Raw genomic sequence first — 20,643 nt, forward strand, 5'->3', positions numbered from 1 at the left:
CACGAACGGAGGAGGGGCGCCTCCCGGTGACCGGGAAGCGCCCCTCTCTCGTGCCGGAAACCGGCTCAGGCCAGCGACTGCCGCACCCGGTACGGCGGAATGCTGTTGCCCAGCAACGCCAGGTCGTCGATCGACTCCGGCCGGTACCCGGCCGTGGCCAACCGCTCGACCATCAGCGCCGTCGGGTCCTCGACGACGTCCGCGCGCCCGAACAGGTACGCCCACTCGTGCTCGTCAGAGCCGTAGTACGCGACCGTCTCGAACACCTCGTTGAACCGCTGCCAGGAGCGGATCAGCGTGGTGTTGCGCCACATCGTCTGGCAACCGGACTGGTTGACGACGACGCCGCCGGGACGCAGCAGGGCCTTGCACATGCGCAGGAAGTCCGCGCCGTACAGGCGGTTGTGCTGCGCCTCCTCCTCGCGCTCGTCGGGCAGGTCCACCAGCACGATGTCGTACTTCTCCGACGTCGTGCGGATGTACTCGAACCCGTCGATGTACTGCACGCGGATCGGGCCCTCGCCCTTCTCCGCCAGCGCCAGCTCCTCGGTCGTGTAGCCGTACGGGAGGTGCTCCGCGCACAGCTTCACGGCCTGCTCGTCGATGTCGATGTGGTCGACGACGGTGGCGCCGTGCTGCACCGCCATCTGGCACACCACGCCCTCGGACGAGCCGATGACCAGCACCCGCTCGACCTGGTCGGCCAGCAGCAGCGCCGGCACCATCAGGGCCTCGTGGTAGGTCAGCTGGCTGAGCTCCGTGGACTGGCGGTCGTCGTCGCAGAACAACGACAGGCCCTGGGCGGTGCGGGCGATCACCAGGTGCTGGAAGTCGGTCTTGGTGTCGACCAGCACCTCGTCCACGCGCCAGTGGCGGGTCATGCCCTCGGCGAGCGGCTCGTTGATCGTGTTCACGCGGCGTGCTCCTTGATGCCACGAGTGACGAGGTCCGTGCTCACGTGAGCAGCGCCCAGAGCGTCAGCGAGTAGCTGGACGGCGAGCGCGGGTTTCGCACGAGTACCGCAGGTGAACACGTCGACGAACACCGACCCCACCTCGGGGTAGGTGTGGATGGACGCGTGGGACTCCGACAGCAGGGCCAGCACGGTGACTCCTTGGGGATCGAACTTCTTGGAGATCACCTCCAGCACGGTTGCGTCGGCCTGCGTGAGAACCTCACCGAGGGCGTGGCGCAAGAACTGCTCGTCGTCGAGCAGATCGGCACTCACACCCGAAAGCTCTGCAAGTACGTGCTGTCCCGCGAACAAACCGACGGTCTCCTCGGTCTGACAGGGCGCTTCGGACATCAATCACTCCAAACTATGTGAAGTACAGGCGGACTCAGACGCAGTACGTGGCCAGCGGCGGGAAGCCGTTGAAGCACACGGACGAATAGGAGGAGGTGTAGGCGCCGGCGTGGAGGATGTCCACGTGGTCGCCCGCCCTCAGGTCGAGCGGCAGGTCGTAGCGGGTGTGCTGGTAGATCACGTCGTCCGCGTCGCAGGTCGGACCGGCCAGCACCACCGGTCCGGTCGGCCCGCCGTCGCGCGAGGTGCGCAACCGGTACGCGATCGCCTCGCCCTCGGTCTCGGCGAGCCCCTGGTAACGGCCGATGTCGATGTACACCCAGCGGCGTTCGTCCGCATAGGACTTGCGCGACACCAGCACGACCGACGAGCGGATCATCCCGGCCTCCGCGGAGATCGCGCGCCCCGGTTCGATCATCACCCGCGGGCGTGCGGCACCGAAGTGCCGGGCCAGCGACTCCTCGATGGCGGCGGCGAAGGCCTCAAGGCCCGGCGTGTCCTCCTGGTACACGGCCGGAAGCCCGCCGCCCAGGTTGACCGTGGTGGTCTCGATGCCCTCCGCGCGCAGCTTCGCGGCGATCAGGGCGGCGTCGGCGATGCCGGAGTCCCAGCCCGCCACGGACAGCTGCTGCGAGCCCGCGTGGAAGGCGACGCCCAGAGGAACGAGCCCCAACCGGTGCGACAACCGCAAGAGATCCGTCGCCATCTCCGGATCGCAACCGAACTTGTTGCCGAACGGGTAGGTGGAACCCTTGCTGTGGACGAGGATCCGCACCAGGACGGACGAACCGGGCGCGTGCTCGGCGAGGAACCGCACGTCCTGCTCGCTGTCCGACACGAACAGCCGCACCCCGCGGGAGAAGGCGTACGCGATGTCGGCGGCCTTCTTGATGGGGTTGCTGTAGGAGATCGACGACGGTGCGGCGCCGCGCGCCAGGCACAGGTCGATCTCCGCGGGGGAGGCGACGTCGAACTGGGCGCCCTGGGCGACCAGCGTCGCGACGACGTCGGCCTCGGGGTTCGACTTGACCGCGTAGAAGATGTCGATGGACGGCATCGCGGCGTGGATCGCCTGGTAACGCGCGCGGATCGTCTCGAGGTCGATCACCAGACACGGTGTCGACGGGTGCTCCTGGTCCAGGAAACGCCGAATACGAGCCTCTGCCTCGTAACGCCGGTCGACGGCGAAGCTCTCGGTCATTTCCCCAGGGTTCCCCCTTCATCCGCCTCGCGTCCGTACGCGGGCACGGCCGTCCACTCTACGGCCTGCACACCGCAAGTGCGCAATCCCGTGGGGCCGAGTGTGATTTAGCCAGCAGACCGGAGCTCGACCAGCGTGATGTCCGGGGGAGCGCCCACGCGCACCGGCGGCCCCCAGAAACCCGCACCACGACTGACGTACAGCCACGTGTCGTCCACCTTCGACAGCCCCGCGACAGCGGGTTGCTGCACCGGCACCACGAAGTTGAACGGCACCATCTGTCCGCCATGTGTATGACCGGACAACTGCAGGTCGACTCCGCGTGAAGACGCGTCGCCCACCTGCACCGGCTGGTGCGCCAGCAGCACGGCGGGGTTGGCGCGGTCGCGGCCGGCGAAGGCGCGGTCGAGGTCGGGGCCGTCGCCGTAGGACTTCCCGGTGACGTCGTTCACGCCGACGAGCTCGATCCCACCGGCGACGGTCAGGCCCTCGTTGCGCAACGGGTGCACGCCCAGCCGGTCGAGCTCGGAGATCCACTGCTCGTGACCGGAGAAGTACTCGTGGTTGCCGGTCACGAAGAAGCTGCCGTGCCGGGACACCAGGTCCCGCAGCGGTGCCGCGGCCTCGCCCAGCTCGGCCACGGTGCCGTCGACCAGGTCGCCGACGATCGCGACGAGGTCGGCCTCCTGCTCGTTGATCATCCGCACGATCCGCTCGGTGTGCGAGCGGCCGAGCAGCGGGCCGAGGTGGATGTCGCTCACCACCGCGATCCGGAAACCGGACAGCGAGGGCTTCAGCTTGTCCAGCGTCACCGGCACGTTCAGCAGCTGCGGGTCGCCGAGCGCCTGCGTCATGCCGTACCCGACGACACCGCCCGCGGCGATGCCGGAGCCGATCGCGACCGACCGCGCGATGAACAGGCGGCGACCGGGGTCGGGCACGACCTCGACCGGCTCGGCCGCCTCCGCGCCGGTGCCGACGGGCACGGGTGCGGCGCTGGCCCTGCGCAGCAGGATGCGCCGCGGGACCTCGGCGATGCCCAGCGCGATGGCCAGGTAGAACAGCACGGCCAGCCACACGAAGCCCGGCCAGGCGAAGAACTTCCCGTACTCCGGCGGCACCCGGCGCGTCACGACCAGCGCGCTCATCAGCACCAGGAACGCGCCGGCGATGGCGGCGGTGCCGACGCGGCGCCCGAGCGAGCGCGGCCGGGTGGTGTCCACGACCAGCCTGCGCCACAGGTAGAAGTGGCCCAGTGCGGTGGGGACGCCGAGGAGCAAAAGGAAAATCACGACATCAGTATGCGTTTCGCGAACTCCGTGCAACCCGCCAGGTTGGCGGTGGCGTGAGTAACCCGGTACCGCAGACAGGGGGAGACCTGATGAGTGACCGGGACGCCGCGTTCCAGGAGTACTTCGCGGCCCGTTCCGACGCCATGCGCGGCACGGCGTATCTGCTGTGCGGCGACTGGCATCGCGCGGAAGACCTCGTGCAACAAGCCTTCACGAAGCTCTACCTGGCGTGGCGGCGAATAGACCGGCACGAGGCGCTGGACGCCTACACCAGGCAGGTACTGGTGCGGACGTTCCTGTCCGAGCGGCGGCGCGGGTGGTTCCGGTTCGAGTCGGTGAGCGAGGACCTCGCCGACTCGGCCGCTGCACCGGGTCGCTACCCGGAGGAGCGGATGGTGCTGCTGGAGGCGCTGGCGAAGGTGCCTCCGAAGCAGCGCGCGTGCCTCGTGCTGCGGTACTGGGAGGACATGTCCGTCGACCAGACGGCCGCTGTCCTCGGGGTTTCGGGAGGAACGGTCAAGAGCCAGGCCGCGCGGGGGCTGCAGACGCTGCGCGGTCTGCTCTCACAGCAGGAGAGGGTTCGATGAACGAACAGGACCTCAGGACGGCTTTCCAGGACGTGGTGGTGACCAGCAGCCCCCCGCCGGCCATGGATCCGAACCGTGCGCTCGACGTCGCGCGCAAGGCCCGGTCCAGGCGGCGGTCGTCGCAGGTCGGCGCGGTGGTGGCGGTGCTCGTGGTGGGCATCGGCCTCGGGTCGGCGTTCGCGCTCGACCCCGGCGGCACGCAGGACTACCTCATCGGTGCGGGGCCGAGCAGCAGCAGCTCCCAGCCGGGTGCCTCGTCGAAGATGGCGTGGCCGTCCGGGCAGAACGACCGCACCGCGCAGCAGGGCCCGCAGGCGGCGCGCGGCGTGCAACTGCTGGAGGCGGTCAAGCAGTCCGCCCAGGCGCACGGCTTCGAGACGCCGTCGCTGAAGTACCAGGACACGAAGTACCAGAACGGCGACCTGCTCCACACCCAGGCGCAGATCTCGTCGAACGAGGGTGAGCCCGAGGTCTGGGAGTACACGTCGTACGTGCCGGTCCGCAAGAACGGCAAGGTCGGCAAGCTGATCGTCGAGGTGTCCACGCCCAGCCAGGGCAGCGCCTCCGAGCCGTGTGCCCTGGCCAGGCAGTTCTGGGGCATGAGCCGGGCGATGTGCAAGGTGCGCGACGTCGACGGGAAGAAGGTCGGTGACGCGGCCAGCACGGACCAGGGCCGCGTGATGGGCTGGATGTCGTACAAGCACCCGAACGGCTGGGTCGTGAACGTCGCCCAGAGCGCGGGCTACGACGGAGGCGGCTACCCGGCGCTCGACGTCGAGCCGTTCTCCGGCGAAGAGCTCGCCGCCATGGCGGTCGACCCGAAGTTCGTCCTCGGGAGCTGACCCGGTCGCACACGGAGGGCGGTCACGTTCTGTGGCCGCCCTCTCTCCTGCGTCCGATCGGGTGTTTTGGCAGGTAGAGTGCCGCCCGCGATGCGGACTCTGCTCATCGACAACTACGACTCGTTCACGTTCAACCTCTTCCAGCACCTGGCCGAGGTGAACGGCGCCGAACCCGTGGTCGTCGCCAACGACGACCCGCGCTTCCGGCTGTCCGCGCTGCGGTCGTTCGACAACGTGGTGATCTCACCGGGGCCCGGCCGGCCCGGCAACCCCGCCGACTTCGGCCTCTGCCGCGCGGTGGTCGAGCACGCCGAGATCCCGTTGCTCGGCGTGTGCCTGGGCCATCAGGGACTGTGCCTGTCCTACGGCGCCACGGTCGGTCCCGCGCCGGTGCCACGCCACGGCATCGTCTCACCGGTGACGCACACGGGCGTCGACGTGTTCGCCAGTCTGCCGTCACCTCTCGAAGTGGTCCGCTACCACTCGCTGGCGGTCACCGAGCTGCCTCCCTCCCTGGAAGCCGTCGCGTGGAGCGACGACGGCGTGCTGATGGGTGTGCGCGCGCTCGACCGCCCGGCGTGGGGCGTGCAGTTCCACCCCGAGTCGATCTGCACCCAGTCCGGCCGGGAGCTGCTGGCGAACTTCGCCGCCCTCACCCCCGCCCGGACCGCCGCCGTCCCCGAACCCGCGATGGTTCGTACAACGGCTCAGAAGCGCCCTGTGCACGTCCGGCGCCTGGACCTGGCCGTGGACGCGGAGCAGGCGTTCGCGGCCCTCCACGGGACCGCTGAGACCGCGTTCTGGCTGGACAGCGGCTCCGGCGGGCGGTTCTCGTTCCTGGGCGATGCCTCAGGACCCCTCGCGCGGGTGGCCCGGTACTCGGTGCCGGACCGGGAGCTGGTCGTCGACGGCGAACGCCTGCACTGCCCGTCGTTCTTCTCGTGGCTGGACGAGGACGTGGCCGCCTGGGCCGTCGAACACCCCGACGTGCCGTTCGACTTCGCGCTCGGCTGGGTCGGCTACCTCGGGTACGAGCTGAAAGCCGAGTGCGGCGGTGACTCCGCCCACCGGTCCGACCACCCCGACGCGTCGTTCGTCTTCGCCGACCGCGCCGTCGTGATCGACCACCACGAAGACACCACTTATTTGCTGTCGTTGACCGACGACGACTGGTTCGACCAGGTATTGGTCGTATTGAACGCACTCACCCCGTTGCCGGCCCCCGAACCGCCCGCCGCGGCCACCGTGCAACTGCGGCACCCGCGCACGCACTACCTGAAGCTGATCAACGCGTGCCAGGAAGCCATCACCGCCGGCGAGACCTACGAGGTCTGCCTGACGAACATGATGTCCTGGCAGGCCGACGTGGACCCCTGGGCCGCTTATCGGCTGCTCCGCGCCGCAAATCCCGTACCGTTCGGCGCGTTGCTGCGTTTCGGTGAACTGTCCGTGCTCAGCGGGTCACCCGAACGATTTATCCGCGTCGACCGGGATGGCGTCGTCGAGTCATCGCCGATCAAGGGCACCCGCCCCCGCGGCGAAGACGCCGCCGAAGACGAGATGTTGCGCACAAGCCTGGCCCGATCGGTCAAGGACCGCGCCGAGAACCTGATGATCGTGGACCTCGTCCGCAACGATCTCGGCACCTGCGCGGAAGTCGGTTCCGTCGAGGTGACCCGGTTGTTCGACGTCGAGACCTACACCACCGTCCACCAATTGGTGAGCACCGTGCGGGCACGACTTCGACCGGACAGTTCCGCCGTCCGATGTGTTCGAGCCGCGTTTCCCGGCGGGTCCATGACCGGAGCACCGAAGATCCGGACCACGCAGATCCTCGACGGGCTCGAAGCTGGTCCACGTGGCGTGTACTCGGGAGCCCTCGGATACTTCTCGCTCAACGGCGCCGCGGACTTCAGCATCGTCATCCGAACGCTGGTCCGCAACGGTGCCCAGGTCAGTTTCGGCGTCGGCGGAGCAGTCATCTCGCTGTCCGAGCCGGACGCGGAATTCGAGGAGACGGCGGTCAAGGCGACAGCCGTGTTGCGGCTGTTCGGAGCGGACTTTCCCGGTCGCTGATCCCACGCGTTCCGGGGATGGTGTGAACGAACCGGGACGTGTTACACCTTTGTGCTTCTGTTCTTGGTAACACGTCGGCCGGCCACCCGGCCGACGTGTGGAAACCCCGCGAGTCCGCGCAGGTCAGGACGCGTGCGCTTCCTGGAACTGCACGACCAGGTTCTGCGGAATGCGGCCGCGGTCCGAGATCTGGTGCCCCTGCGCACGGGCCCAGTCCCGAATGCGCTGCGCCTCAGCCTTGTCACTGGCCTTCACCGTGGACTTGCCGGTGCCCTTGCGCTGCTTGCGGCCACCCGCACGACGAGCCTTGGCGACGAAGTCCGCCAGCGACTCGCGAAGCCGCTCCGCATTTCCCTTCGACAGGTCGATGGCGTACTCGACACCGTCAAGTGCGAAGGTCACGGTCTCGTCGGCTTCTCCGCCGTCGAGGTCGTCGATGAGTTGGACGACGGTCTGCTGTGCCACTGTTCCTCCGTTGGGTACTCACATAGCACGCGGATCCTCGACCAAACCACGTGCACCGACAACACCATAGTCCACACGAGGAAAAACGGCGAACCTTTCGCCGCTGAAATGTGACCCAACCGCCCGGTCGGGGCATTTTGCGGAGGAAACCGCAGGGGTGTTATGGGTCCAAAATGTGCAGCTAGTCGTCTCATCACGCCGCTGTTGCTGGGCTTGCCGGACGCTTCACCATTCCCGCTGACGGAGCAGCGTTGCACATAACGCACCACCCGTCCTCCGGGTATCCTGCACATACCCGCCAGGGGTAGGGAAGGTCAGGAGCGATGCACGGGTACACCGCGGACAAGGACGCATACCTCAAGCGACTGCGCCGCATCGAGGGACAGATCCGCGGCCTCCAGCGCATGGTCGAGAACGACGAATACTGCATCGACGTCCTCACCCAGATCGCCGCCGCCACGAAGGCCCTCCAGGCCGTCTCCCTCGGCCTCCTCGACGAGCACCTCAAGCATTGTGTCGCCCAGGCCGTCGCCGAAGGCGGCCCCGTCGCCGAGGAGAAGCTCGCCGAAGCCACCGCGGCCATCAGCCGTTTGGTGAAGTCCTAGGGGTACCCGCAACAAACCACACCGCCAGATCCGCTACAGTTCACCCCGCTACGCCCCCGTAGCCCAATCGGCAGAGGCAGCGGACTCAAAATCCGTCCAGTGTGCGTTCGAGTCGCACCGGGGGCACGACCTTCGGGCGGGGTATGTCTGCGGAACGCGCGGACATACCTCGCCCGTGGTGTTTTCTGGGCTCCCAGGTCCCCGGCCGGGCGTTGTTTTGCGCCTTGGTGCGTGGGAGGGTCGGAACGCGATGACCTTGCTGGCGGGGGTGGTGTGGTGGGGTTGCGGGTCGAGGTGGACCACTCGCTCGGCGGGCGGTGGACGTCGTTGCGCAGCGGGGAACGCGAGTGGCTGTGGGCCAGAGAGGACCCGGCACGCGCGGCGGTGTCGCCCGGAGACCCGTGGGTGGACGCGGGCGGGCTGGAGGAATGCGTTCCGACGCTGCGCGGGCTGCCCGACCACGGTGACGTGTGGAGCCGGCCCTGGCACGAGGTCGACGGCTGGTGGGCGGTGGAGACACCGGAGTTCTCGTTCCGGCGGCGCTTCGGCGGTGAAGGCGACGTGGTGGTCGTCGACTACGAGCTGACGGCCGAACCCGGCTATCGGTTCGTGTGGGCGGCACACGCGTTGCTGGAGCTCAGCCAGGAAGCCCGTCTGGAGGCGCCGGAAGGTGTCCCGGTGCTGATCGCCGACCCCGCGCCGGTGATGAGCGAGTGGCCGGCGGGACTGGCAACGCTCGGACCGGACGACGGCACGGCGACCGGTGCGGTGCTGCGCCACGACCGCATCCGGGTGGTCGACGGCGAGCACGCGCTCGACTTGCGGGTGGAGTGCGCGGGACAGCCGGTGTCGATCGCGCTGTGGCGGAACCTCAAGGGCTGGCCGGAACCGGAGCCCTACCGCAGCATCGGGGTGGAACCCATGGTCGGCGCGAGCTTCGAACGCACCGACCCCGACAACCCGGTCGCCGTCGTGCCCGCCGAAGGGATCGTGCGGTGGCGGCTCACCGTGGAATCGGCGTGACCGTGCGGCCCCCGAAGGTGTCCTCAAAGGACTGAAGCTCCGGGTGCGTGCCTGCCGTGAGCTGATCTGCCCACAGCAGCAACGGAAGCGGCCGCGGCGGTGGCACCGGCATCGTCGGGTGCATGACGAACGACAAGATGTTCAGCCCCGGTCTGAGGGACCGGTTCTTCGCGCAGCGGGTGCTGATCCTCGACGGCGCGCTCGACGACGACAACGGCACGGTGCTCGCGACCCAGATGCTGTCGCTGGCGAGCGAGGACCCGCGGCAGGACATCGCGCTGTGGATCCACTCGCCCGGCGGGTCGGTGCCGTCGATGCTGGCGATCCGCGACGTGATGCGGCTGGTCCCGTGCGACGTGGCGACCCTCGCGCTGGGTCTCGCGTGCAGCGCGGGCCAGTTCCTGCTCTCCGCCGGCACCAAGGGCAAGCGGTTCGCGTTGCCGCACGCCCGCATCCTCATGCACCAGGGGTCCGCGGGCATCGGCGGCTCCGCGGTCGAGGTCGAGGTGCAGGCCGACGACCTGCGCCACACCAGGGACACCGTGCTCGGGCTGATCGCCGAGGACACCGGTCAGCCGTTCGACCGGATCTTCACCGACTCGCTGCACGACCGCTGGTTCACCACCGACCAGGCCCGCGAGTACGGGTTCATCGACCACGTCGTCAGCGACCTGGGCCAGGTCGTCCCCGTCCGCACCCACCAGCTGGGCCTGCACTCCGGAGCCGTCGCATGAGCACCTACACCATCCCCAACGTCATCACCCGCGACGCCCGCGGCGAGCGGATCATGGACGTCTACTCGCACCTGCTGTCGTCGCGGATCGTCTACCTGGGCACCGGGATCGACTCGGGCGTGGCCAACGCGCTGATAGCGCAGCTGCTGCACCTGGAGTCGGACAACCCCGACCTGGAGATCAACCTCTACATCAACTGCGAGGGCGGCGACCCGTCGGCGATGCTCGCGCTCTACGACACCATGCGCTACATCAAGGCACCGGTGGCGACGACGTGCGTGGGCCAGGCCGTCGCGGCGGGCGCGGTCCTGCTGGCCGCGGGCGCGGAGGGCCGCCGGTCACTGCTGCCGCACGCCAGGGTCGTGCTGCACCAGCCGGCGGCACAGGGCAGGGGCACGATCCCGGACCTCATCCTCGCCGCCGACGAGGTCGTCCGGGTGCGCTCCCAGTTGGAGAACGTGCTGTCGCGGCACACCGGGCGCGACGTCGCCCAGCTGCGCCACGACACCGACCGCGACCGGGTGTTCGACGCGGAGGGTGCCGTGGCGTACGGACTGGCCGACCAGGTGCTGGAGCAGCGCTAGGCCGCCATGAGCACCGGTCCGCTGGGACGGCCGAGGGACCGCGTGGTCATCACCGGGCCGCCGGGGCGGTGCACCGGACGCGCGGTCTGGAAGTGCCGGACCTGGCCCGCGATGCCGACGAGCAGGTCGGCCAGGTCCACGCCCAGCGCACCGGTGACCGCGGCGATCATCTCGCTCGACGGCTCCTTGCGCCCGCGTTCGATCTCGGACAGGTACTGCGTCGAGATGCCCGCCCGTTCGGCCACGTCGACCAGGCGGGCACCCTGGAGCTTCCCTGATCTCGCGCAGCTTCCGGCCGAGCGCCTCGCGCCACAGCGGCTGCGGCTCGCGCTTGCCCTTGAAGTCGAAGATGTCCGCCATGCCGCCATCGTGACAGCAGCCGCACCGGCCGGAAGGTGCGTTCTGCTGTCGGCAGAAAGACGCCGTCAGCTCAACGCGGCGACCACCGGGCACGTCTCGCGCGGCCCGTTCGCGGCCACGTCGAGCAACGCCAGCCGCACCCGTTCGAGGTCGCGCACCCGTTCCTCGATCTCGCCCACCTTCTCCTCGATCACCCCGCCCAGCCCGGCCACGTCGACCGGACCGGCGGACAGCGCGAGGATCTGGTCGATCTCGGTGAGCGTGAACCCGAGCAGCTGCGCGCGGCGGATGAACTTCAGCCGCTTCACCACCTCCGGCTCGTACTCGCGGTACCCGCCGCTGGTGCGCGCCGACGGGACGACGAGCCCGCGCCGTTCGTAGAACCGCACCGTGCTGATGCCCACGCCCGCCGACCGGGCCAGTTCGGAGATGCGCACCACCGGACGCTACCCCGCCCTGCGCCCGGCCAGCAGCGCCCGCAGCTGCGCCGCACCCCACGCCACCTCCAGCACCAGGAACACCACCAGCACCGGCGTCTCACCCTGCCAGAGCGCCCGGGTGAACCACCCGCTGAACAGCACCCTGCCCACCGTGTCCGCGGCGATCAGCACCGGTTCCGGCCGCACCCACCGGACCACCGACCACAGCACCACGACCGTGCCGAACAGCGTGGCGAACAACAACGTCATCGCGTTCGGCGGGGGAGGCGGCGCACCCGGCAGCCCGAGCGCCGCGTGCAGGTCCCCGATCAGGCCCAGCGCGAACGCGGCGGTCCACGGCGTGAGGAAGGCGGCGCTCGCCACCAGGTCGTACAGCGCGCCCGCCCGGCCCCACCTGGTCACCGCGGCGCGTTCCGAAGTCTCGACGGTCTCGATCACACCGCCACCCTTGACCCTGCACCACGGTGCAGGGTCAAGCCCGCTCACGGGGCGCGCCGCGACTGTGACGTGAAGGCGTGGGCGCGGCCAACTGCTCCACCACACCGCAGACGTGAGATCGCGTGGTGCATGCCCCTGGATGTCGGCCTTGGTTGCCGGGCGCGCCGTCCTCCGATGCGTGGGGGAGCACAGGGAAGAACGAGGTCGCCGCTGCCAGCGTGCCTGATGCGGACCAGGAACGAAGTAGTCCCGACACCGGTTGTAGATCTTCCACTAAGCTTTTGAGCTGGGACTATGTACTAAATTTTGATCCTTGTGGTCATGTCAAAATTCAGCTGATAGTGTTACCTGACCCACTCGGCTTGAGCGGGCTCCAACACAAGTCGGGAGGGTCGCAGTCGCGATGAGTCCACAGCAGGGCGAGAATTTCGGCCCCTGGTTGGCCCGTCAGCTCCGCAAGACGGGCATGACCCAAGCCCAGCTCGCTGACGATCTGAAGATCACCAGGGCTGCGGTGTCCGCATGGGTCAACGGTCGCGCCGAGCCTCGACCGGACACCCAGCGCAGGATCGCCGAGATTCTCGGCACCGACTCCGCTTCGGTCTACAACCGCACGGACGTGGTGCTGCAGACGCCGCCGCAGTGGCATCACCGGTCGGCGCACAGGGACGGTGGTCGCGAGTACGGAAATGCCGCCGCTTTCGCGTTTGACGCGAACTTGACCGCGCTGGCACGCGAGGCGACGCAGAACTCCCTGGACGAGCGGTATGACACCAGTCAGCCGGTGCGAGTGCGCTACACGTTGCACGAACTCACCGGTGAGCACCTCGATGCGTTCCTCGCCGCAATCCGCTGGAGCGACCTGCGTGAGCACTACGACCAGGCCGCGGCCGCAGAGCAAAAGGTCTCGCGCAGTCTGAAGGCTGCGCTGGACGACCTGGACGAGAGCAGGAGGCTGGTCCTGCTCAAGGTTGACGACTACAACGCGGCCGGACTCACCGGCGACGAGTACGGGAACGGTCGGTACACGGCCGTGGTCCGCAGGCAGCTGGACAGCTTCAAGGAGAGCGGCACCAAGGCAGCCGGCTCGTACGGCCTCGGAAAGGTGACCCTGTGGGCCACGAGCCGGTTCAGCCTGGTGCTGATCAACTCGACGCTTTCGGAACCCTATGAGGGCCACAGCGAGAGACGGCTCGTCGGGCGCCTGGACCTGCCGTGGCGCGAGGTCGGCGGCAAGGCATACGCAGGTCCGGCGTGGTTTGGGCAGGCCGACACACAACCCGAGCGGGAAGAGGTCTCCCGGTCGTGGTGGGCGGACGAGCAGACTGTGCGCGATCTCCACTTGGAGCGGCTCACCGATGAGCCCGGTACTTCCTTCCTCATCGTCGGCGCGCATGACGCGTCGGGCACGGCCGAGACGCTTCAGCAGATGCACGAGAAGCTGGTGAAGTCGCTCGCGGACGGGTTTTGGGCGGCAATGATCGGTGGGCAGGACGCCGGTCCGTTGCTGGAGGCGAGCGTTGTGACCATGCGGAACGGCCGGGTGTTCAAAGACGAAGAACGAGTCGATCCGCACATGGCGCATCCTGCGTTGAGCCGTGCGTTCGAGGCGTATCTCAATCGGGAGACGGTCGACGAGTTGACCTCGAACGTTGATGTCGCGCGGGCTGATGTGACGCTCTCCGTACCGCCACTCCGGTCGGAACGGAGGAAGGAAGGTGGAGGTGACCACCGAGCCGTACTGCTGGTCACCCCTGCCGGTGAGGACGACGATCCGGTTAACCAGGTCGTGTACATGCGGGGAAGCCGGATGACGGTGATGCGGAAGCGACCACGTGAGCTTCCGTTGGGGGCGACTCGGTTCCACGCCGTGTTGCTCGCCGGCTACGCCACCGGTCGCGAGGGGCAGGAGGTGGAACTTGCTGAGCAGTTCCTCCGTGCGTCCGAACCTCCCGAGCACAACAGCTGGGAGTACACCGACGAACTGACAGCTGTGTACGCGCGCGGCGCGCTCAGTCGGCTCAAGGAATTCCGCGTCGAGATCGAGAAGACGGTTCGTCAGCTCGTCGGACGCCGCACGAGCACGGGCGCAGACGGGCCCGCGGTGTTGCGGGAGTTGCTCAGGCTGGACGGTTTCGGTCCTTCGGGTTCTCGCCGTCCACAGGGCGTCCCGACGGTGCGGATCACTGACGGTCACCTCGACGACGCCGGTGCCTGGCACGTCCTGGTCGACCTGAAGCTCCCCGAGGCCGCCGATCCGTGGCTGCTCACCCCTGTCGCGAAGTTCGACGTCCGGTCCGGAGGTCGTCCAGTGGTGAAGTGGAAGCAGCTGATGCAAGGACAGAACTGTCGAGAGGAGGGCGGAAACCTCGTGATCGAGGCGGGCGTGCGCTCGGCGTCGTTCTCCGGCACGACCGATCCTGCCAGCCACCCCGTTCACGCAAGCTTGGCCGGTCTGGTCATCGATGTGCAGAAGGCTCGCGGAGGTGCGGCGTGAGGCCTTATCTCCCTTACAAGACGCTGTTCGACCCGGCAGTTCTGGAAGTCGCATCCGTTGCGGTGGACGGCAGAGCGCTTCCGTATGCGCAGATCTCCAGGACCGACCAGGCTGTCGCGCTGCACCAAGCCGGGCGAGGCGAGTGGAGTGTCGCGACGTTGCAGCTCAAGGCCGAGTTGCCGGAGCACGAGCTGGCCGATGGCCCTTGGTCCAATGTCGTCTGTCTCGCGGTGCTGTCCGAGAACAGGACGAACGTGCGTAGCAGCAGCCGTCTCGTCAGAGAGGACGACGGGACCTGGCGAGGGGAAATCGATCTGGTGCGAGCCCAGCACTTCAGCAGGGCGGTGCTCTCACTGGTCGTGACCGGTGACATCGGAGGTGTGTCCGGCCGAGTCATCGGGAAGGCAGAAGCACCCTGGTACGTCGACCTCAAGGAAGCGACTCCGCGCCGACAGCGCGACGTCAAGGTTGTGGAGATCGACTTCCGGGAAGGGCCGGAGGAGTGGCTTCGACCGTACAAGGACGCCGGCTGGCTTGTCTCCACGGTCAACGACCCGGAGATCCCGATCGTCTACTTGAACACCGCAGGGGTGGAAGGTCTTGTCGAGGTGTTGAACGGCGCAGGCGGTTCGACCGCGGAGAAGGTGGTGCGGGACGTAGCGGCGAGTCAGATCTCGCAAGACGCCTGGACCGCCATGTTCCACACCGCGGTGAGCCATCTCGACCAGGACGAGGACGGCACACCGATCATGCCGGCCGGCTGGCGGGAGTCGGTGCTGCGCGCGATGTTGCCGGACGTGCTGCCCGGCAGGCAGCTCACAGACGCGTTGCATGAGATCAGCGAGCGCCGTACCAGCGGTGCGGGGTGGCCGGAGCTGCAGACGAACATCCAGTACGCGGCCGGCAGGCGGAGCCAGGCGGCCAAAAAGTTGACCAGTGCTGTTCGCACGGTTCACCGCGAGGAGAGGAGCGGGTCCTGATGACCCCGGCTCGACCTGTTGACTGTCCGGCCGTCCTCGGGCTTCTGTCCAATGCTGCGGCCACGAAGTACCTCGGTCCTGCTTTGCAGGCAGGACTGGACTACTCGTCGAACGCGTTGCGCAGGAACGTCCAGGAGCTGCCCGCTGGAGACGCGAGGTGGCGAACGGAGCCTGTGCGCGTACTGGTGGACGAAGCGATGCACAGGTTCGAGGACCAGCGGCCCAAAGCGGACTCGTGGCTGGCTCCGCGGTTGCACGCGACGTTGCGACTGACCCGCGCCGAGGCCGCGGACAGCCGTTTCTGGAACTACCTGGCCATGCTCGTTGCCCCTGACTACGTGGTCTGGCGGCACGAGAAGAAGAGCGGGGCAGCGAGCGCCTCCAGGTTCAGCGGGTCGCTTGACGTTCAAGCGTTCTCGCGCTTGTGGTGGGCGGCGGAAATGTTCCGCGCCGGCCCCGACTACCGGCTCGTGGAAAAAATGTTCGGTTACCAGGATGTCGTGAACAGCATCTTGCGACTGGACATCATCAATCATCGCCCTACGGCGGCGGCGATGCTGCGTGTCGTGGAACGGCTCATTGACGAAGGCGCGCCGAAACTCTCCGACCAGATCAACGCGTTGTCGGCGGCGGTCAATGCCGCTGGAAGCACTTTGATCTTCGATGTGATCGCCCCGGACACTCCCGTCGACCACGACGCGGTGCACGACTGGATCGCCGAGGCCGCGCACATGGCCGAAGTGCCGTGGGACCGGTTGCCGGACGGGCCGGACGACGGTGTGGTCGACAAACGCGCCGTGGACGTCCTGGTTCCGATGTTCGAGAAGCTCCTGGCCGAAGCGCCCCTTCGTGTCAGGAAGAAGAAGGAGGACGACGACGAGTAGGACGAACTGGTCGGGGACGTCGATCAAGGCTGGATTCAGCGCAAGGGGTGGATTTCTGCGTGCGTGCGGTATCGAAGGCTATTCCGGGAGAAGCAGCTCTGGGGCGAACTCGCTTGAGGTCGCTGGAAATCTGTGCGGGAGGAGGAGGTCAGGCGCTCGGGTTGGAGCGCGCAGGATTCGATCCCGTTCTGCTCATCGACAACAAAGACGTCGCCGTCGAAACGTTGCTGATGAACCGTCCGGACTGGGACGTCCGGCAGATCGATCTCATCGACTTCGACCCGGCTGACAACCAGCACGTCTACGACGTCGACCTGCTCGCGGCAGGTCTGCCACGTGTGGAGGCATCGTCCTCGAACAGTCGGCCGCGTGGAAGTGATGAAGAACTGGCGCTCCTCCATGCCACGGTCATGTTGATGCACGGCGTGCAGCCGCGGGCTTTGTTGGTCGAGAACGTGCCAGACCTCGTGACGAGGGAGCGGTACGAGGATGCGCGCCGCGACATCGAGGCCGAACTCACCCACCTCGGTTACCAAGCCCGTTGGCTTGTGGTGAACGCTGCGGACTACGGTGTGCCGCAAGACCGCAAACAAGGCGTTCTCGTGGCGTTCAAAGACAGGCCGGCGGACTCGTTCGAGGTGCCTCCGGTGGCGGATCCACCACCGTCGGTGGGTCGTGCCTTGCTGCAGTCCATGGCGTCGCGGGGGTGGGAGCAGGCGCAGGACTGGGCCGAGCAGGCCGACCGCGTGGCACCCACGCTGGTCGGTGGCTCGTGGAAGCGTGGAGGGCCTGATCTCGGTCCCACCGGATCGAAGCGGGCATGGGCCTCGATGGGCGTGAACGGCGGATCGCTGGCGGACGTACCGCCCGGCGCCGACTTCCACTGGGACCCGGCCGCCGGACCTGTCGGCATGGTCAAGCTGACAGTTGGCCAGGCAGCACTCCTGCAGGGGTTCCCGGCGGAGTGGCGCTTCGCAGGTGGCAAGACCAAGCAGTACCGCCAGATCGGGAACGCATCACCGCCGCCTGTCGCGCACGCGCTCGGGCAAGCGATTCGTCGGGTTCTGGAAGGACACTGACCCGGCACTCCCGATCGCGGGTGCGGTACCGGATAAACTCCGACCTCATGACCCCTGAACAGCCCGTGTCCCTTGAACCGGGGCAGATCCACATGGTGGATCTCTTCGCCGGCCCTGGAGGGCTGGACGTTGCCGCACATTGGCTGGGCATGGCGGTGGACGGGATCGAGTGGGACGTCAGCGCGTGCGCTACCCGCGCCAAGGCGGGCTTGCGCACCTGGCAAGCGGATGTTCGGGAGCACAAGCCCGCCGACTTCGATACTGCGACAGTGCTCGCCGGCGGGCCCCCGTGCCAGACCTACACCGTTGCAGGCGGTGGTGCTGGTCGGCGTGCGCTGGAGCAGGTACTCCGCTTCGTGAAGCGCATGGCGGCAGGGGAGAACGTCAAGGAGAGCCTCGCTGAGCTCGACGACGTCCGCACGGGACTCGTGTTGGAGCCGTTGCGCTGGGCGTTGGAAGCCGTTCAGGACGGCCGGCCCTACGAGGCGATCATCCTCGAACAGGTTCCGGCGGTCCTCCCGGTCTGGCACGCGGTGCGGGAGGCCTTGGAAGGCGTTGGGTACAAAGCAGATTGTGGAATTCTGCACACAGAGATGTTCGGGGTTCCACAGACACGTCGACGTGCCATTCTGATCGCCCGCCGTGACCGGAAGCCGAGTCTTCCCGCACCGACGCACCGTCGGTACCGCAAAGGCGTCCCTGCCACAGAGGGAGATCCACAGCTGCTGCCCTGGGAGACGATGGGGCGCGCGGTCAAACGGGACTCGCCATACGTGGTCATCTCCAACTACGGCACCGGTGGAGACCCGAAGCTCCGCGGCAGGCGCACCTCTGGCGAACCGGCGGCCACGGTCACCGGCAAGGTGTCGCGCAACCGCTTGGTGACGCCTGACGAGGAAGCTCTCGAACGGTTCAGCCTTCCCGAGGCCGGTCGTTTGCAGACGTTCCCGGTCGACTACCCGTGGTCAGGCAAGGACGTCTCCCAACAGATCGGCAATGCCATTCCGCCCAGACTGGCCGCACACGTGCTCGCCGCGGCCATGGGCTGGACGCTCGACGAGCAGGCTCTGGACGCAGCGGTGAACGGAAGCTGGGATGTGACCAAAGATGCGAAGCCTCTGATCGCGAGGCGAACTGGCTGACCTTTCGCCGTTCCCGCTGACGTGCGGAACCTGGAGTCAAGCCCGCTCAGGAGAACGCGATGGACCGCGCCGACCGCAACGCCCTGTCCACGTCCCGCCAGTAGGCGCGGAAGTCGGCCGGCGCCGACCGGGCGTGCTCGCCGCCCTCCGCGCGCAGGAGGTCCATGTGCTCGGCCGTGAGGATGACGAAGAACTCCCACCGGTTCTGCCCGGTCATCGCCGGAACGGCGCGGTCGCGCCCGCGTTCCAGCTCGCGGTGCACCATCTTGAGGTCCAGCAGCCGTTCGCACCCCGCCGAGTCCCGTGCCGCGTCGATCAGGGTGCCCACCAGCGCGATCAGCCGGTCGTAGTCGTCGAGCAGCAGCTCGACGGTGTAGGTGGAGCGGTGCGTGCTGACCCGGTTCTCCTGCTTGCGCCGCCACCAGACCGGCGCGAGGTCGTGCGCGAGGACGTCCCCGTCCTCGCGCAGCCGCCGGGCCAGCTCGCGCAGGTTCCCGTCGCCGGCGTGCTCCCGGTACTCGAACGCGACCGCCCGCAACGAGGTCCGGTCCGGGTGCAGCGTGCTGAAGTGCTGCAGCAGCACCGACTGGTCCTCTTCGGACAGCGTGCCCCACTCGCCGTACGGCCCTCCGCAGGCCTCCGCGAGCTCGTCGAGGCACAGGGCGGCCGCGAAGAGCTCGTCACCGCCCCACTCCTCGTTGATCCACCGGACGAAGCCGGGATGCGCGGCGTTCATCGGTATCCCTCCCCGGAGCAGAGGGTAGCGCCGCGGCGGAACGCCAGCCGGTGCCAAATCAATGACATCTCCTCCGGTCACGGGCATGATCGGTCGCATGAGATCTGGGGGCGGAGCTTTCTGGCGGTGGTGACCGCGCTCGTCGCACTGGCGTCGTGCGGCAGGCACACGGCGTTGCGGCAGGAACCGGTGCTGCCGCCACCCGCGCTGACCACGGCGGCACCGGCGGAACCGGCCTGCACCGGCGGCCTGCGGTTCACCACGAGTGGCGGCGACGCGGCCACCGGCCTGCGCGTGATGGCGGTCGAGGTGGTCAACTGCGGCACCGAACCGGTGCAGCTCAACGGCCACCCGCAGGTGCGCCTGCTCGACGAGCGCTGGCAGCCGCTGGACGTGGCGGTCCTGCCGGGTTCCGGCGGCATCGCACGGCTCGAAGGCTTCGACGACCCGCCACAACCGATCACCGTGCAACCGGGCGAGCGCGCGCGTTCGGCGATCCTCTGGCGGAACACGCACACCACGCTCGACCCGCCGCAGGTCGGCAGCCACGTCGACCTGGCGGCCGCGCCCGGCGGCGCCTGGCAGTCGCTGGTTCCGGTCGCACCCGAGCGCAGCATCAACATCGACCTGGGCAGCACGGGCCGCATCGGTGTGCGGGCGTGGTACCGCTGAGGTCCACTGTGGATGGTGTCGCGCACACGTGTCGGCCGGGTAAATTCTTCCGGCACCGCAGCGTTTCCGTGTTCTGATGGCCGCATGTCGACCACCGCACTGCTGAGCTTCACGCTCGTCGCGCTGCTCACCGTCATCACCCCGGGCCTGGAGACCCTGCTGGTGCTGCGGACGGCCCTGCTCGTCGGCCGGCGCGCGGCGCTGGGCGTCGTGGTCGGCAGCACCCTGGGCTGCCTGGTGTGGGCGGCGGCGGGTCTGGCCGGCCTGACCGCGCTGCTGACCGCGTCCGAACTCGCCTACGACCTGGTCCGCGTCCTCGGCGCCGCCTACCTGGTGTACCTGGGCGTGAAGGCGCTGTGGACCGCCCGCACGCCCGTCGACCTCGACGAACCGGCCCCGGTTCCGTCGGTCCGCGCCGCCGTGCGCATCGGCCTGCTGACGAACCTGCTCAACCCCAAACCCGGCGTCTTCTACCTCTCGCTGCTGCCGCAGTTCCTGCCCGCGTCCGCACCGTCGTGGGGCGTGCTGCTCGTCGCCATCCACCTCGGCATCGGCCTGCTGTGGTTCCCGGTCCTCATCGGCCTGGCCGCCCGCGCCCGCGCCTTCCTGCTGCGCCGGCGGCTCCTGCTCGACCGGCTCACCGCCACCGTGCTGATCGCGCTGGGGCTGAAACTGGCCGCCGAGACGCGGTGAGCCGGTG

The 20,643-nt window shown here is 68.3% G+C and carries 22 protein-coding genes, 1 tRNA gene and 1 pseudogene; 15 read left to right on the forward strand and 9 right to left on the reverse strand.

What is annotated here, in order from left to right; genetic code table 11:
• Positions 1-65: 65 nt before the first annotated feature.
• From ACVDFE_RS15010 to ACVDFE_RS15025, 4 genes are all read right to left on the reverse strand, one after another.
• The gene (locus ACVDFE_RS15010) at positions 66-881 is read right to left on the reverse strand and encodes a spermine/spermidine synthase domain-containing protein (RefSeq protein ID WP_360391446.1); all 816 of its coding nucleotides are present in this window, start codon (positions 879-881) and stop codon (positions 66-68) included.
• A 29-nt stretch (positions 882-910) separates the two neighbouring features.
• On the reverse strand, positions 911-1,306 hold the full coding sequence (gene speD, locus ACVDFE_RS15015) for an adenosylmethionine decarboxylase (protein ID WP_030466682.1): 396 nt from the start codon (positions 1,304-1,306) through the stop codon (positions 911-913).
• A 34-nt stretch (positions 1,307-1,340) separates the two neighbouring features.
• Complete coding sequence (locus tag ACVDFE_RS15020; protein ID WP_458430788.1) at positions 1,341-2,507, reverse strand: type III PLP-dependent enzyme; 1,167 nt, start codon at positions 2,505-2,507, stop codon at positions 1,341-1,343.
• 107 nt (positions 2,508-2,614) lie between these two features.
• Positions 2,615-3,799 (reverse strand): metallophosphoesterase, encoded by a 1,185-nt coding sequence (locus ACVDFE_RS15025; protein WP_458430789.1) that lies wholly within the window; start codon positions 3,797-3,799, stop codon positions 2,615-2,617.
• Positions 3,800-3,888: 89 nt separating this feature from the next.
• Between ACVDFE_RS15025 and ACVDFE_RS15030 the strand changes: the two genes are divergently transcribed.
• The 3 genes from ACVDFE_RS15030 (at position 3,889) to pabB (ending at position 7,304) form a co-directional block, all read left to right on the forward strand.
• Positions 3,889-4,386 (forward strand): SigE family RNA polymerase sigma factor, encoded by a 498-nt coding sequence (locus ACVDFE_RS15030; protein WP_360390182.1) that lies wholly within the window; start codon positions 3,889-3,891, stop codon positions 4,384-4,386.
• Positions 4,383-5,228, forward strand: coding sequence for a hypothetical protein (locus tag ACVDFE_RS15035; RefSeq protein ID WP_458430790.1), 846 nt, complete (start codon positions 4,383-4,385; stop codon positions 5,226-5,228). The genes ACVDFE_RS15030 and ACVDFE_RS15035 overlap by 4 nt, the downstream gene beginning before the upstream one ends.
• Before the next feature lie 90 nt (positions 5,229-5,318).
• Positions 5,319-7,304 (forward strand): aminodeoxychorismate synthase component I, encoded by a 1,986-nt coding sequence (pabB, locus tag ACVDFE_RS15040; RefSeq protein WP_458430791.1) that lies wholly within the window; start codon positions 5,319-5,321, stop codon positions 7,302-7,304.
• Between the two features lie 123 nt (positions 7,305-7,427).
• Here pabB and ACVDFE_RS15045 read toward each other — a convergent pair whose 3' ends face one another.
• On the reverse strand, positions 7,428-7,769 hold the full coding sequence (locus ACVDFE_RS15045; protein ID WP_030466676.1) for a histone-like nucleoid-structuring protein Lsr2: 342 nt from the start codon (positions 7,767-7,769) through the stop codon (positions 7,428-7,430).
• A gap of 323 nt (positions 7,770-8,092) precedes the next feature.
• On the opposite strand from ACVDFE_RS15045, the gene ACVDFE_RS15050 reads away from it, so the two are divergent.
• The 5 genes from ACVDFE_RS15050 (at position 8,093) to ACVDFE_RS15070 (ending at position 10,715) form a co-directional block, all read left to right on the forward strand.
• The gene (locus ACVDFE_RS15050; protein ID WP_360390172.1) at positions 8,093-8,374 is read left to right on the forward strand and encodes a metal-sensitive transcriptional regulator; all 282 of its coding nucleotides are present in this window, start codon (positions 8,093-8,095) and stop codon (positions 8,372-8,374) included.
• Positions 8,375-8,426: 52 nt separating this feature from the next.
• Positions 8,427-8,500 (forward strand) — tRNA-Leu (locus tag ACVDFE_RS15055).
• A gap of 150 nt (positions 8,501-8,650) precedes the next feature.
• A complete protein-coding gene (locus ACVDFE_RS15060) occupies positions 8,651-9,397 on the forward strand; it encodes a hypothetical protein (RefSeq protein ID WP_360390169.1) in 747 nt (248 codons plus the stop codon).
• Positions 9,398-9,519: 122 nt separating this feature from the next.
• Positions 9,520-10,131, forward strand: coding sequence for a ClpP family protease (locus ACVDFE_RS15065; protein WP_360390166.1), 612 nt, complete (start codon positions 9,520-9,522; stop codon positions 10,129-10,131).
• Positions 10,128-10,715, forward strand: coding sequence for a ClpP family protease (locus tag ACVDFE_RS15070; protein WP_360390164.1), 588 nt, complete (start codon positions 10,128-10,130; stop codon positions 10,713-10,715). The genes ACVDFE_RS15065 and ACVDFE_RS15070 overlap by 4 nt, the downstream gene beginning before the upstream one ends.
• Here ACVDFE_RS15070 and ACVDFE_RS15075 read toward each other — a convergent pair.
• From ACVDFE_RS15075 to ACVDFE_RS15085, 3 genes and pseudogenes are all read right to left on the reverse strand, one after another.
• A pseudogene (locus tag ACVDFE_RS15075) lies at positions 10,712-11,075 on the reverse strand (helix-turn-helix domain-containing protein). The gene ACVDFE_RS15070 and the pseudogene ACVDFE_RS15075 overlap by 4 nt on opposite strands.
• A gap of 65 nt (positions 11,076-11,140) precedes the next feature.
• Entirely contained in the window at positions 11,141-11,512 is a 372-nt protein-coding gene (locus tag ACVDFE_RS15080) for a MerR family transcriptional regulator (protein ID WP_458430792.1), read from the reverse strand.
• Between the two features lie 9 nt (positions 11,513-11,521).
• On the reverse strand, positions 11,522-11,953 hold the full coding sequence (locus ACVDFE_RS15085) for a hypothetical protein (RefSeq protein ID WP_458430793.1): 432 nt from the start codon (positions 11,951-11,953) through the stop codon (positions 11,522-11,524).
• A 403-nt stretch (positions 11,954-12,356) separates the two neighbouring features.
• On the opposite strand from ACVDFE_RS15085, the gene ACVDFE_RS15090 reads away from it, so the two are divergent.
• From ACVDFE_RS15090 to ACVDFE_RS15110, 5 genes are all read left to right on the forward strand, one after another.
• Positions 12,357-14,450, forward strand: coding sequence for a helix-turn-helix transcriptional regulator (locus tag ACVDFE_RS15090; RefSeq protein WP_458430794.1), 2,094 nt, complete (start codon positions 12,357-12,359; stop codon positions 14,448-14,450).
• Complete coding sequence (locus ACVDFE_RS15095; RefSeq protein WP_458430795.1) at positions 14,447-15,430, forward strand: hypothetical protein; 984 nt, start codon at positions 14,447-14,449, stop codon at positions 15,428-15,430. Before ACVDFE_RS15090 ends, ACVDFE_RS15095 begins: the two co-directional genes overlap by 4 nt.
• A 173-nt stretch (positions 15,431-15,603) precedes the next feature.
• On the forward strand, positions 15,604-16,314 hold the full coding sequence (locus ACVDFE_RS15100; protein ID WP_458430796.1) for a DUF6339 family protein: 711 nt from the start codon (positions 15,604-15,606) through the stop codon (positions 16,312-16,314).
• Between the two features lie 59 nt (positions 16,315-16,373).
• Positions 16,374-17,393 carry a DNA cytosine methyltransferase gene (locus tag ACVDFE_RS15105; protein WP_458430797.1) on the forward strand — a complete coding sequence of 340 codons (1,020 nt, stop codon included), beginning with the start codon at positions 16,374-16,376 and terminating at the stop codon, positions 17,391-17,393.
• Between the two features lie 47 nt (positions 17,394-17,440).
• Positions 17,441-18,535, forward strand: a complete 1,095-nt coding sequence (locus ACVDFE_RS15110; protein ID WP_458430798.1) for a DNA cytosine methyltransferase — start codon at positions 17,441-17,443, stop codon at positions 18,533-18,535.
• Between the two features lie 46 nt (positions 18,536-18,581).
• Here the strand turns inward: ACVDFE_RS15110 and ACVDFE_RS15115 are convergent, their stop codons facing one another.
• A complete protein-coding gene (locus tag ACVDFE_RS15115) occupies positions 18,582-19,271 on the reverse strand; it encodes a hypothetical protein (protein WP_458430799.1) in 690 nt (229 codons plus the stop codon).
• 126 nt (positions 19,272-19,397) lie between these two features.
• On the opposite strand from ACVDFE_RS15115, the gene ACVDFE_RS15120 reads away from it, so the two are divergent.
• Both ACVDFE_RS15120 and ACVDFE_RS15125 read left to right on the forward strand, forming a co-directional pair.
• Complete coding sequence (locus ACVDFE_RS15120; RefSeq protein ID WP_458430800.1) at positions 19,398-19,943, forward strand: DUF4232 domain-containing protein; 546 nt, start codon at positions 19,398-19,400, stop codon at positions 19,941-19,943.
• Positions 19,944-20,027: 84 nt separating this feature from the next.
• Positions 20,028-20,636 (forward strand): LysE family translocator, encoded by a 609-nt coding sequence (locus ACVDFE_RS15125; RefSeq protein WP_458430801.1) that lies wholly within the window; start codon positions 20,028-20,030, stop codon positions 20,634-20,636.
• The last annotated feature ends 7 nt before the right edge of the window (positions 20,637-20,643 follow it).

This window comes from Lentzea chajnantorensis (genome assembly GCF_054300775.1).

Excerpts from the sequence above, each read along its gene's own strand:
- ACVDFE_RS15065 (WP_360390166.1), top strand. The coding sequence starts at position 9,520 with ATGACGAACGACAAGATGTTCAGCCCCGGTCTGAGGGACCGGTTCTTC.
- ACVDFE_RS15125 (WP_458430801.1), top strand. The coding sequence starts at position 20,028 with ATGTCGACCACCGCACTGCTGAGCTTCACGCTCGTCGCGCTGCTCACC.
- ACVDFE_RS15050 (WP_360390172.1), top strand. The coding sequence starts at position 8,093 with ATGCACGGGTACACCGCGGACAAGGACGCATACCTCAAGCGACTGCGC.
- ACVDFE_RS15035 (WP_458430790.1), top strand. The coding sequence starts at position 4,383 with ATGAACGAACAGGACCTCAGGACGGCTTTCCAGGACGTGGTGGTGACC.
- ACVDFE_RS15090 (WP_458430794.1), top strand. The coding sequence starts at position 12,357 with ATGAGTCCACAGCAGGGCGAGAATTTCGGCCCCTGGTTGGCCCGTCAG.
- pabB (WP_458430791.1), top strand. The coding sequence starts at position 5,319 with ATGCGGACTCTGCTCATCGACAACTACGACTCGTTCACGTTCAACCTC.
- ACVDFE_RS15010 (WP_360391446.1), bottom strand. The coding sequence starts at position 881 with ATGACCCGCCACTGGCGCGTGGACGAGGTGCTGGTCGACACCAAGACC.
- ACVDFE_RS15030 (WP_360390182.1), top strand. The coding sequence starts at position 3,889 with ATGAGTGACCGGGACGCCGCGTTCCAGGAGTACTTCGCGGCCCGTTCC.
- ACVDFE_RS15115 (WP_458430799.1), bottom strand. The coding sequence starts at position 19,271 with ATGAACGCCGCGCATCCCGGCTTCGTCCGGTGGATCAACGAGGAGTGG.
- ACVDFE_RS15020 (WP_458430788.1), bottom strand. The coding sequence starts at position 2,507 with ATGACCGAGAGCTTCGCCGTCGACCGGCGTTACGAGGCAGAGGCTCGT.
- ACVDFE_RS15110 (WP_458430798.1), top strand. The coding sequence starts at position 17,441 with ATGACCCCTGAACAGCCCGTGTCCCTTGAACCGGGGCAGATCCACATG.
- speD (WP_030466682.1), bottom strand. The coding sequence starts at position 1,306 with ATGTCCGAAGCGCCCTGTCAGACCGAGGAGACCGTCGGTTTGTTCGCG.
- ACVDFE_RS15070 (WP_360390164.1), top strand. The coding sequence starts at position 10,128 with ATGAGCACCTACACCATCCCCAACGTCATCACCCGCGACGCCCGCGGC.